We start from the raw sequence: 12,892 nt of genomic DNA, 5'->3' as shown, positions 1-12,892 counted from the left end.
AATATAAACGTGCTTGTATGCTATTATATATTAAAATCTTTTATAACATTACATGACAAACATCAGAATAGAAGTTTTAAATAAATGTGAGCAAGTTGGCTGCAGATGGTTAGTCAACGTTTACTCGATTTATATACACAAAGAATTACCACCAAAATTATATGAAGAAATTTGTGGGCTATTTTATAATAAAGTCATACAAGACTGCCGTTATTATTCCTACAATGAAAACCTTGAAGAAGTTCAGTATGATTTCATAGAACCACAAGCAAAGTGGGGCTTGGAGATAAGCTTTTTACCTGGCATGACTGACAATGTGGGCAACACAGCAAAACAAATTATTACAGAATATTTAATAAGCAAAGGCTATATCGATCCATCTGTCATGCAAATTTCCCCCTCTGTCATTCCAGCGCGCGACGCTGGAATCTATAGATCCCAGTGTCTGGGCACTGGGATGACGGACGAAAGGGCTGGAATGACACCAATTGAGATTAAGGCAAGAAGTTCAAAATTGATTTTGGGTAAAGGAAGCATGCCAACTGAAGATGACATAAAACAAGAATTTAATCCTATCACTCAGTATTGCACACTTATCTGTAAGAACTATAGCTGGAAATATTATGGTAAATACAAAGCAAACTCTTCAGCGCTCTCTTACTTGTCATCCCAGTGCCCAGACACTGGGATCCAGAAAAAAGATGTAGATTCCAGTATCAGCTACTCAAATGACACCATTAATGGCAAAGCCAAATCTGTTAACTTAAATGTGAGTGACCAAGAACTTGAGAAAATCAGCAGAGATGGAATCGATGGTAATGGCACTTTAGGGCTCTCGCTGGCAGCAATGAAAGCTATAAAGGATTACTTTAAAAAACTCAGTAGAAATCCATATGATATTGAACTTGAGTCTCTGGCACAGACTTGGTCTGAACATTGTAAACACAATATTTTTTGCTCCCCTATTGATGAAATAAAAGATGGCCTATACGCACATTATATAAAGCGTGCAACGCGTGAGATAAATTCTGACATATGTGTGTCAGTTTTCTCCGACAATGCCGGAGGAATAATTTTTGATGATGATTACTTGATTGTAGATAAAGTTGAAACCCACAATAGCCCTTCGGCACTTGATCCGTTTGGTGGAGCAATGACCGGAGTGCTTGGAGTTAATCGTGATATAGTGGGTTTCGGGAAAGGCGCGGAGCCTATAATGAATACCTATTATTTCTGCTTTGCCAAAGAAGCAAAAGGCAAATTTTATAGGGACAAGGAGCGTACCGATGAGATTTTACCGCCAAAATATATAATGAAAGAAGTGATTCATGGCGTTAATGTTGCTGGTAATTGCTCTGGTATTCCAACACAACTTGGATCGGTATATTTTGACGATAGATTTTGTGGAAAGCCGTTAGTCTTTGTTGGCAGTGTCGGAATTATTCCGCGCAGTATAAATAATGTACCTTCACACATCAAAGGGCCTAAAAACGGCGATAAAATCGTAATTATTGGCGGAAGAGTTGGAAGAGATGGAATTCACGGTGCAACGTTTTCTTCAGAGGCTTTGTCGGGAAACAGCCCTTCAACGATTGTGCAAATTGGTGACCCTATAACACAAAAAAAATTATCCAATGCCGCCTTGGAAGCAAGAGACCTCGATCTTTATAATGCAATAACAGATAATGGAGCAGGCGGTCTATCATCGTCCATCGGTGAAATGGGAAAAGATGGATTTGAAGTTGATTTGAGCAAAGTTCTCCTTAAAAACGATGGTATGGCTCCATGGGAAATATGGATATCAGAATCACAAGAGAGAATGACCTTAGCAGTGCCAGAAGAAAATCTCCCTATGTTTAAACAAATCATGAAAAAACATGATGTGGAGGTTTGTGTAATTGGAGAGTTTAACGAAAGTGGTAAAGCTGTTGTTAAATGTCCTGAAGGGAAAGTAATAATGGACATCGAAACTGAATTTCTGCATGATGGTAATCCCAAAGTGCATTTACAGACAAAGCCGTGGACTGGAGAATCTAATCGATCTGCTGTCATTCCGGAACCCTCTCCTGTCATCCCAGTGCTTGACACTGGGATCCAGCAGGCTTTGCCTGCAAACGTCTTATGCCAAAACCCATACGATGGTGGAGCTGAGCGTGAAATGGATTCCAGTGTCAGCTACTTGCATGACACCTTTGAACTAAAAGAAATGCTAAGCAGACCAAACATACGCAGCAAAGAGTTCATAGTGGTGCAATATGACCATGAGGTTCAAGGGTCGTCAGTGCTGAAACCATTGCAGGGCAAGGGAAGAGTGTGCAGTGAAGCTATTGTTTCAAGGCCAATCCTTTCTTCAAATAAAGGTGTTGTAAAATCGCAAGGGTTTGGCTCGAGTTATGGGGAAATTGACACTTACCATATGGCAGCATGTGCGATTGACACTGCCATACGCAATTACGTAGCTGCAGGAGGAAATATAAATCATCTAGCGTTGCTCGACAATTTTTGTTGGTGTGATGCTTATAATCCAGAAAGGTTGTGGCAACTAAAGAGAGCCGCAGAGGCTTGTTACGACTTTGCAACTGCATTTAAAACACCATTCATATCCGGAAAAGATAGTATGTTTAACGACTTTAAGGGATATGACGAAAATGGCGAGAAAGTGATGATATCTGCACCACCTTCACTACTCATTTCAGCAATTGGAGTTATAGAGAATATTGAAAATGCAGTATCGCTTGATGTGAAAATGCCGGGGGACTTAATATACGTGCTTGGAGAAACACTTGATGAACTTGGTAGATCTGAATATCAATTATACAGTGGAATAGATAATAACAATGTACCAAAAGTTGATGCAAAGAGCGCTAGGAAGTTGTATGAGCGTTACAACCAGGCAATAAAAGATGGCATAATTGCCTCTGCAATTGCACCAAACTTAGGCGGATTAGTTGTTGCTCTGGCAAAATCGCTAATTGCAGGAGACCTTGGTGCTGAAATCGATCTTTCACTAGTGCCAATAGGAAAAATACAAAATACAGACATAATAAACAAGATAATAATGTTTTCTGAATCGCAAAGTAGAATTTTGGTTACTATTGCACCACAAAATCAGAAGAGGTTTGAAGAATTGTTTGAAGGTGCAGTTTATTCATGTATTGGCAAAGTAACAGAGAAAAAGGTGCTAAACATAAAGGATGTTTTAAAAGTAAATCTAAAAGATTTGGGAAATAGTTATTATATAGCTAAAGTGACTTAGGTTTACAGACGATTTGATAAACGACAAACTCGTCATCCCGCTGCTTGTTAGCGGCTAAGAGATACCGCGAATGAATCCACAACTGTACGAACGTTGTAGTTTGGGAGCAATTCCCACCAGTGGGCCAGTGCCCAGACACTGGTTCTATGCAACTTAATTAAAAACGTTTGTTTTAGCATAAGACAACTACCTTTAGCTCATCAACTCAGTTATAAGCAAAATTTCTGGATTCCAGACTGGAATGACATCATCTGTTGTGCAATTTACCTTCGAAAATGAATGTTCGTACAGCTATGGAATGAATCGCGGTATGACGTAGGGAAACCTGACTTGCACTAGCTATAGCATGTCAGTTTAAAATATTTTTTTTGATTATGCTAAATAACTCTTTTACTATATGTAATGTTTATTTAGAATGAATGTATGTTATTAATTTTGGGTAGGTAATTATGTCTATTTTATCGATACTCCTGTTTATCAGTCTTTCTTTACTCAACACTTCAAATAAATTGATGATATGTGCTGCCTTATTTGTGGGAGCTGCTTTAGTTGTAAATTCAATAGTTGAATTTTATGGCAAAAGTAAAGCTACGTACAGTTTAATAGTGTGTACAGTGCTATGTTGTGTTTTTAAATTGCAAAGTTTTAGTTTGATGATATTGATTTCATATACTGCAATTTTAGTCTCTCTTCTCTCAAGCATAATTATTTTTGAAAAATTGAGGTCCAAGTTGAATTTTCATATGGCAAATTTCATTACTTTAATTATAGCATCAGTGGTTGATAGTGCCGTTGTATGTGTTGGATTACTATATAAATTTTCTGCAGGTAAATGCTTATCAATATATATTAGAGATTTAATTTTTAAGTTTTCTTATGTGTCAATATTGAGCATCTGTTTGTTTGTAGGAATGTATTTATTTTGCTTGACAAGCAAGAAATATTTTAAGATTTCCACATAACCTGTTTTCTGATATAGCTAAACTGACTTTGGGTCCTGGGGGTGTATTTGGTGGTCCTAATACGTAACAACAGTTTAGAATTTATAGGTAGCCTAAACCCACAACTGTACAAACATTATGATTTGAGCCTATCAGGGGGGTGTCATTCCAGTCTGGAATCCAGAAAAAAGAATGGTGTCATCCCAGTGCTTGACACATAGCTGTACGAACATTCATTTTTGAAGACAGCAAATGGTGTCATTCCAGTCTGGAATCCAGAAATTTTGCTTATAACTGAGCTGATGAGCTAAAGGTAGTTGTCTTACGCTAAAACAAACGTTTTTAATTAAGTTGCATAGAACCAGTGTCTGGGCACTGGCCCACTGGTGGGAATTGCTCCCAAACTACAACGTTCGTACAGCTATGTGCTTGACACTGGGATGACATCATAGGGGCACTGGCCTACTTCACCGTCATACCGTCGCGGTATCTCAGCCGCTAACAAGTAGCGGAATGACGATTTATCAAACGCTGCCTAATTTTCCGTAACAGTTGAAAAAATCAATAGAAAATCAATATATCACTATAAATTCACGTATTTTGAGGCTATAATGATTAATACGCTGTATGGTATAATATGGACGATTTTATCAGAGTTAAGGGCGCAAGGGAACATAATCTGCAAGGTGTAGACGTCAATATACCGAAAAATAAGCTAGTTGTTATAACTGGGCTAAGTGGTTCTGGCAAGTCTAGCCTCGCATTTGATACGATTTATGCAGAAGGCCAACGCCGGTACGTTGAAAGCCTGTCAGCTTACGCGCGTCAATTTCTCAACATTCAGGATAAACCAGATGTTGAGTCGATTACAGGTCTCTCTCCTGCAATATCTATCAACCAGAAATCGATCTCAAAAAATCCAAGGTCAACAGTTGGAACTGTTACCGAAATTTACGATTACTTGCGCTTAGTATATGCACGAATAGGAGTTCCTTATTCACCTGCAACTGGATTACCAATAACAAAACAAACGGTGTCTCAAATTGTAGATACTATAATTGCGTTACCTTTAGAAACTAAGATATATATACTTGCCCCTGTTGTGCGTGGTAGAAAGGGAGAACATCTTAAAGAGATATTGGAAATTAAAAGACAAGGTTACGTAAGGTTCAAAATAGATGGTGAAGTGTACAATGTAGATGACTTGCCTAAACTCGATAAGAACAAGAAACACGACGTTTTTGTGGTTGCAGATAGAATATCAATATTGGGCGATATAGGAAATCGACTGCCAAGTAGTATAGAATCCGCACTAAAACTTGGTAATGGTCTAATGTATGTAGAAATAGTAAACCTACCTGACAACCATAATTCCGAGTATAAAAATGGTCAAATTCTGACTTTTTCAGAGAATTTTGCATGCCCCGAGTCTGGTTTCACTCTTGAGGAAATAGAACCAAGATTATTTTCTTTTAACAGCCCTTACGGTGCATGTGGTTCGTGTAATGGGCTTGGTAAAAAACTAAGTGTTGATATAAAGCTAATAGTACCGGATGAAACTCTTTCAATATCTGAGGGTGCTTTAAAGCCAGTGGGATCAATGTTCCGTCAAGTGCACACAGGTTATGGATTTCTAAAAAGTGCAATTCTATCACTGGCTGAAAACTACAAATTTAACCTTGATATTCCGTGGAAGAACATAGATCAAGAAGTAAAAGATATGATACTCTTTGGCTCTAATAAATTTCAAGGTTTGATCAGTATCTTGGAGAACCAGATGGATTATGATGAAACACTTGTTGAGCGATATTGCTCTGTCACTCACTGCAGAGAATGTACTGGCTATAGATTGAAAAAAGAAGCGCTTACAGTAAAAATTGATAGCAAACATATAGGTGAAATATCTAGGCTCAGCATCGATGAATCCCTTAAGTGGTTTGAAAATTTGCCAGACAAGCTCACAGAACAACAGAAGCAAATCTCAAGTAAAATATTAAATGAAATAATCAAGAGGCTAGCATTTTTAAAGAATGTAGGGTTGAATTACCTAACGCTTGATCGAGAATCTAGCACTCTCTCTGGCGGTGAGAGTCAGAGGATCAGACTTGCTTCACAAATTGGCTCTGGTTTAACAGGAGTGCTGTATGTGCTTGATGAACCCTCGATAGGCCTTCATCAATGCGATAATGATCGGTTAATTGCTACACTGAAAAACTTGAGAGACATGGGTAACACTGTAATCGTTGTTGAGCATGATGAAGATACAATAATGGCTGCTGATTATGCGATTGATATTGGTCCTGGAGCTGGCGTAAATGGTGGAAAAGTTGTTGCAGAAGGAACACCAGACCAGGTGCAAAGAAATTCAGAGAGCATAACAGGGCAATATTTGAGTGGAGAGAAAAAAATTTTAATTCCAAGGAGAAGAAAGCAAGCAACTCAGTTCATAAAAGTAATAAATGCATGTGAAAATAACTTAAAAAATGTGAACGTTAAATTTCCTATAGGGAATCTTATTTGTGTTACTGGAATATCAGGAGGGGGAAAATCAAGTTTAGTCATAGAAACGTTATATAAATATTCAGCACATAAGATACATCATTCGTCTGCAAGGTATGGTCAGTGTGATAGAATAGAAGGCCTTGAATATATAGATAAAGTTATAGAAGTCGATCAGTCGCCAATTGGTAGAACTCCTGCGTCAAATCCAGCAACATATGTCGGTATGTTTACTCATATAAGAAATTGGTTTGCAGGTCTTTCGGAGTCAAAAGCAAGGGGATATAATATAGGCCGGTTTTCATTTAATACCAGAGGGGGAAGGTGTGAGGCTTGTAAAGGTGATGGGCACTTAAAGATAGAGATGCATTTTCTACCGGACGTTTATGTGAAGTGTGAGCAGTGTAAAGGGCGAAGGTATAATCGGGAAACATTGGAAGTTACTTATAAAGAAAAATCAATCTCTGATGTGCTTGATATGACGATAGATCAAGCTTGTGGTTTTTTTGAAAACCTTCCAATGGTAAAAGAAAAGTTGATTTCTTTGCAGGAAGTGGGGCTTGGCTATATAAAACTCGGACAGTCGTCAACAACGTTGTCTGGGGGTGAAGCACAACGAATAAAGCTGTCCAAGGAGCTATCAAAACGATTTACCGGAAGAACATTGTATATTCTTGATGAGCCAACAACTGGATTACACTTTGAAGATATAAATAACTTACTAAAAATACTCCATAGATTAGTCGATCTGGGAAACACTGTTATAGTTATCGAGCACAATTTGCACGTTATAAAAACTGCAGATTATATAATAGACATCGGACCAGAGGGCGGAATAAAAGGCGGAGAAGTGATTGCTACTGGAACTCCAGAAGAAGTGGTAAAAATTCCAGAAAGTGTTACAGGCAGGTATCTTAAAACGTATTTATTATAAACTATTTCTTAATTATATTAGGCTAGGTTGCATATTTATGATTTGGAGATAAGAATGTCAGTATATCGATACTTTAGAAGGTACGTTGAATATGGAGTTGTACCTGCTAAGAAAGCAGAAGATAACACACTAGTTCCAGAAAATAGTTTCTATAAATCTGTACGTTACGTTGATAATGTGCTAGGACCTGTGAAAGATGTAATTTGTGGAGTTGAGAGTAAAGGCGATTATAAGAGGTTGTCCACAAACCAGTAAATCAAGCATATTCCCTACTTAACATAACTTTACTCATAGCCAGATATATGAAACTTTCAGTAGATGTTGTAAGTAAATCGTACTCCTTTGATAGCCTTCTATTTCTATTGATCCAAGCAAAAGTCCTCTCTACCACCCACCTTCTCGGCTGTACTGAAAATCCAGGATCCCGTTGTGGCAATAGTTCTAGTGGTGTATCTTTATGCACCCAAAACCTACATGGAGGCCTTTTGACAATTTCAATATCTATCCCATATTCTCTCTTTACGTAATCCTTTAAATATTTTCCTTGGTATCCCATATCAGCCCACATTTTCTTAATATTGCTGTATTTTTCCTTCATATCGTCCAATGCCATCTTCACCCCATCTCTGTCATTTTCGCTTGCAGCTCCTACATAGCAACCAAGCACAAATCCTTGAGTATCTGTGATTATATGTCTTTTTCTCCCCTTTACCTTTTTCGCACCATCATAACCTTTGACCCCCCTTTTTCCGTGGTTTTTACCGATTGACTGTCCACTATGCATGCGCTCGGCTCCTCATTTCTTCCCATTTTTGACCTACTATATTTAGTGATATCATAGTTCATTTTCTCAAAAATTCCCTGCTTTTTCCATCTTCTAAACTGTTCATGCACAGCCTTCCACGGCGGAAAATCGTGTGGTAAATAGCACCATTGACATCCTGTGCGCAGTATATAAAGAATTGCATTTACTATCTCACACTTACTGTATTTTGGTGGCCTTCCTCCTTTCTTGTACGATACTCTGAAGTGTTTTTCTATTCTTGCCCATTCCCTTTTACTTAAATCTGTTGGATATTTTTTCCTCATCTCTTACCTCAATATTCTTTCTTTATATACTACGTATTCCTTGGTTTATGGACAACCTCTAAGAGGTTGTCCGGAAACAAGTAAATTCAAGCATATTCCCTCTTTAACATAACCCTACTCATAGCTAGGTATATGAAATTCTCAGTGGATGTTGTGAGTAAATCATACTCCTTCGATAGCCTTCTATTCCTATTAACCCAAGCAAAAGTCCTTTCTACAACCCATCTTCTTGGCTGTACTTTAAACCCTTGTTCTCTTGTTGGTAGTAGCTCAGGTGGCGTATCTTTATGCACCCAAAATCTACATGGAGGCCTTTTAACAATTTCAATATCTATGTCATATTCTTCCTTTATGTGATTCTTTAAATTTCTTCCTTGGTATCCCATGTCAGCCCACATTTTTTTAACTTTAGTATATTTTGTTCTCATATTGTTTAATGCTATTTTAATACCATCTCTATCATTTTCGTTAGCAGCGCCTACGTAACAACCTAGTATAAAACCCTGAGTGTCTGTAATTATATGCCTTTTTCTACCCTTTACTTTTTTACTTCCATCATAGCCTTTGATCCCCCCTTTTCTGTAGTCTTTACAGATTGACTATCTACTATACAGGCACTCGGCTGCTCATTCCTTCCTATTTTTCTTCTACTATATTTCATAATTCATTTTCTCAAAAATTCCCTGCTTCTTCCATTGCCTGAACTGCTCATACACAGTCTTCCATAGCGGAAAATCATTTGGTAAATACCGCCATTGACACCCTGTACGCAATACATAGAAAATTGCTTCTAATATTTCTCTTTTGCTATACTTTGGCGGCCTTCCTCCTTTCTTGTATGATACTCTGAAGTGTTTTTCTATTCTTGCCCATTCCCTTTCGCTTAGATCTGTTGGATACTTTTTTCTCATCTTTACCCCGTACTAAAATTTCAGATATTATAGCCTTTTACTTGTTTCCGGACAACCTCTGATTATAAATTTCAAATTTTTTGATAATTTGAATTACGTAAAAATCTATGCAAAGTGGATATACCAAGCTAATCAGAATACGTTTCAGAACGCAGAAGTCATAATTCCTATACCGTTACATAAAATGCGCTTGTTTAAACGTAAATATAATCAAGCAGCGTTGCTCGCAAAAGAGTTGAGTAAGTTGTCCAATTTATCCTATACGCCATTTGCAATAAAACGCCTTCGCCATACCACATCTCAAGCTGGTCTTTCACTTAAACAGCGTGAAAAAAACTTAAAGAAGGCTTTTAAAATAAGCAACAAGAAAATTATCGAAAATAAAATCGTGATATTAGTTGATGATATGGTAACAACCGGAGCAACTGTAAGATCTTGCTCTCAAGAAATTTTAAACTCCGGTGCAAGAGAAGTGAGAGTGCTATCGCTTGCAAGAACGGTAGCATGTTAAAACGTGATTTTTAATAACCTCAACATCACTAAATTCAAAAGTTTGATTCCCTATGATTTGAAATTTCTCATGTCCTTTTCCTGCAACTAGCAGAATCATACCCTCGTTATAGGCAATATCTACGCCTTTCTCTATAGCTTCTCTCCTACCTCCTATCTCCAGTGCATCAGGGCAATGTAGCAAAATATCGTGGCGAATTTTTGCCGGATCTTCATCACGCGGATTATCATCTGTAATTATTACTTTGTCTGCATACATTTGTGCTATTTTGCCCATTTCTAAACGTTTCGTCTGATCGCGATTTCCACCGCATCCAAAAACTAGAATTATTTTTTTGTTGATATGCCATTTTAAAGACAACAGGGCTTGTTTAAGCGCACTTGGAGTGTGTGCGTAATCCACGAATGTAAAAGGTTTCACTTTTTCCATTCTTCCTGGTGGAGAAATGAGTTTTTCTACGCATATTTCTCTGTAATTTAATCCAGATATACCAATTGCACATAGCAGATTATATGCTTGAAATTTTCCTAAAACTGGGAAAAATGTATTGTAAATTTGGTTATCAATTTTTACTGTAAGATGTTGACCATTAGGGGTTGGTGTTTGCTCTAATAAAGTAATATCAGAGCCTGTTTTTCCATAGGTGATAATTTTGTTGCTGCGTTTTTCAGCTATTTTAAGCAATGCGCAGTATTCATCTATATCCGCATTTAAAATCGCTGTTTTTCCTTCTGGTAATACTTCGTAAAATAACCTTTTTTTAGTTTCTAAATATTCACCAAGACTTTTATGGTAATCTAAATGATCTTGCGAGAAATTAGTAAAAGCTGCAGCACTCAACTTTAATCCATGGATTCTGTATTGATCAATCCCATGACTTGATGATTCCAACACTAAGTGTTCTATACTTATACCACGCAATGTTGCGTAAAGGTCTTCTGCACCTGGAGTGGTAAGGCTGTTGCTATTACCTTTTCTGCCATTATTGATGCATGTTCCAAGTGTTCCAATAGACGCAGCATTATAGCCAGAGTTTTGCGAGATCTGGCGGCAAAATTCTACTACTGAAGTTTTACCATTTGTACCAGTTACAGCAGCAACATATTTGGGCTGTTTGAATTGATAAAACCTGCTGACTATTTCGCTGTATATTTCTTGAGGGTTTGGGTGTTCAAGCACTGCAAAGCTCGAAGTATCTGTCATTCCAGTGCGTGACACTGGAATCCAGTTTTTATTATACAATTGCCTAGTGTGCTCATTTGCAATTAAATTTTCTGGATCCAAGTAGTCAAGCACTGGGATGACATCTTTCTTGGCCCCTTGTATCACAACGTCTACACAGTTGTGTACGTAACACTGTGATTCAGTAGGAAGGATATGGATTCCAGTATCGCATGTTGCGTATTCTTTACTCCTTTCTGACACACAAACAAAAAGATAACCTTCCTTGACTCTCTTGGGATTACATGTAACGCCCTTGATTTCAACATCAAAGTCAACATCAATAATGTTATGCAGTAATTCTCTCAGTTTCATCTGCCAGCTTTGATATTCAAACATGGCAACCTTGCTAGTGCAGCATTTAAATCAGAGATTAAATCTTCAGGATCTTCCAGTCCACAAAATATCCGTATAAAACTTCCACCATAATCTGAATTCATTACAGATCTTGACATAGATCTACGATCTATTGGTAATATCAAACTGTCGCACCCTCCCCAAGAAGCACCAATACTAAAAATTTTCATATGATCAACCATGCAGCTTAGTTCTTCACATGAATATTCTCTATCCAGTATTATACTGAATACGCTACTTGCTCCTTTGAAGTAACTTTTCCATAATTCGTGTTGAGGATGGGAGGGAAGTGCTGGGTACAAAACTTTTTTGATTTTTAAATGTTTTTCTAGCCACTTTGCCATTTCCATTGCTGTATTTTGGTGCCTTTTCATACGTGTGTGCAGTGTTCTTAGTCCCCTATGTGCAAGGTAGCAGTTGTGCGATTGAATGGTTACCCCATAATTTTTATGGCTCTCATAAAGCAATTTAAAAGTTTCACCTTCAGCAACCATAGCTCCCATCACTAAATCTGAGTGACCGGCTAGATACTTTGTCACCGCATATAGTGCAACATCAACTCCATAATCAAGCGGCTTAAATAACAAAGGAGTGGCCCATGAATTGTCACAAACGGTCACAATTTTATGTTCCTTAGCAACTTTTACTATATGCTCTATATTCGAAATCTCAAACGTTACAGAACCAGGAGTCTCGATCATTATCAATGAAGTATTACTCTGAATTAAATCAGTTATATCCTGTGTTGGATCATAAAAAGTTACTTCTGTTCCTCTTTTTGGTAGCTCATTTTCTGCAAACCTCCTAAGCCTATAATAACTATTATCTTGAATTAAAACGTGCGAGCCTGCTTTAGCGAAAGTTAGAATAGCAAAAGTAAGTGCAAATAGTCCGGAAGGATAAATAAGCGCTTGTCCACTCCCTTCAATTTCAGCCAGTGCATTTGAAAGATAATGAACAGTAGGAGTACCAACATTACTGTAGCTATAATCTCTTGCAACACCATCGTTGATTACATCGTATATACTTTCTCCATTTGCTGCATTTAAGTAGTCCTTGTAAGTAGGAAATAATATGGTAGAAGAATGATAAACTGGCGGGTTCATGGAACCTTTATAGTCATTAAATTTTCTTCCTGCTTTAACTAATATAGACTCTTCCTTCACATTTTTA

The 12,892-nt window shown here is 37.6% G+C and carries 5 protein-coding genes and 4 pseudogenes; 5 read left to right on the top strand and 4 right to left on the bottom strand.

Features of this window, described 5'->3' with window-relative positions; all coding sequences use genetic code 11:
* Positions 1 to 52: 52 nt before the first annotated feature.
* From AAGD70_RS00595 to AAGD70_RS00580, 4 genes and pseudogenes are all read left to right on the top strand, one after another.
* Positions 53 to 3,256, top strand: a pseudogene (locus tag AAGD70_RS00595) (phosphoribosylformylglycinamidine synthase subunit PurL).
* A 1,009-nt stretch (positions 3,257 to 4,265) separates the two neighbouring features.
* Positions 4,266 to 4,418, top strand: coding sequence for a hypothetical protein (locus AAGD70_RS00590; RefSeq protein WP_156518033.1), 153 nt, complete (start codon positions 4,266 to 4,268; stop codon positions 4,416 to 4,418).
* A gap of 416 nt (positions 4,419 to 4,834) precedes the next feature.
* Entirely contained in the window at positions 4,835 to 7,630 is a 2,796-nt protein-coding gene (gene uvrA, locus AAGD70_RS00585) for an excinuclease ABC subunit UvrA (protein WP_065095384.1), read from the top strand.
* Between the two features lie 54 nt (positions 7,631 to 7,684).
* Positions 7,685 to 7,885, top strand: coding sequence for a hypothetical protein (locus AAGD70_RS00580; protein ID WP_065094950.1), 201 nt, complete (start codon positions 7,685 to 7,687; stop codon positions 7,883 to 7,885).
* A gap of 1 nt (position 7,886) precedes the next feature.
* On the opposite strand, the gene AAGD70_RS00575 is transcribed toward AAGD70_RS00580, so the two are convergent.
* A protein-coding gene (locus tag AAGD70_RS00575; protein WP_341814070.1) for an IS5 family transposase occupies positions 7,887 to 8,719 on the bottom strand; the annotation gives its coding sequence in 2 pieces (ribosomal slippage) (positions 7,887 to 8,353 and positions 8,353 to 8,719; 834 coding nt in all).
* 86 nt (positions 8,720 to 8,805) lie between these two features.
* Positions 8,806 to 9,630, bottom strand: a pseudogene (locus AAGD70_RS00570) (IS5-like element ISWpi1 family transposase).
* A 58-nt stretch (positions 9,631 to 9,688) separates the two neighbouring features.
* Between AAGD70_RS00570 and AAGD70_RS00565 the strand changes: the two are divergent.
* Positions 9,689 to 10,141: pseudogene (locus AAGD70_RS00565) on the top strand (ComF family protein); the annotation flags it as partial.
* On the opposite strand, the gene AAGD70_RS00560 reads toward AAGD70_RS00565, so the two are convergent.
* Together AAGD70_RS00560 and metC are read right to left on the bottom strand one after the other, a co-directional pair.
* A complete protein-coding gene (locus AAGD70_RS00560; protein ID WP_065094921.1) occupies positions 10,112 to 11,677 on the bottom strand; it encodes a UDP-N-acetylmuramoyl-L-alanyl-D-glutamate--2,6-diaminopimelate ligase in 1,566 nt (521 codons plus the stop codon). The pseudogene AAGD70_RS00565 and the gene AAGD70_RS00560 sit on opposite strands and share 30 nt — an antisense overlap.
* Positions 11,652 to 12,885 (bottom strand): annotated as a pseudogene (metC, locus tag AAGD70_RS00555) (cystathionine beta-lyase). The gene AAGD70_RS00560 and the pseudogene metC overlap by 26 nt, the downstream one beginning before the upstream one ends.
* Between the last annotated feature and the right edge of the window lie 7 nt (positions 12,886 to 12,892).

It is taken from the genome of Wolbachia endosymbiont (group A) of Nomada flava (assembly GCF_964027055.1).
In the GTDB taxonomy this organism is placed as follows: domain Bacteria; phylum Pseudomonadota; class Alphaproteobacteria; order Rickettsiales; family Anaplasmataceae; genus Wolbachia; species Wolbachia pipientis.
This window is presented reverse-complemented; position numbering and strand designations above follow the sequence as displayed.

Bases quoted from the DNA above. Each gene is read 5' to 3' on its own strand.
- AAGD70_RS00580 (WP_065094950.1), top strand. From the start codon at position 7,685: ATGTCAGTATATCGATACTTTAGAAGGTACGTTGAATATGGAGTTGTA.
- uvrA (WP_065095384.1), top strand. From the start codon at position 4,835: ATGGACGATTTTATCAGAGTTAAGGGCGCAAGGGAACATAATCTGCAA.
- AAGD70_RS00560 (WP_065094921.1), bottom strand. From the start codon at position 11,677: ATGAAACTGAGAGAATTACTGCATAACATTATTGATGTTGACTTTGAT.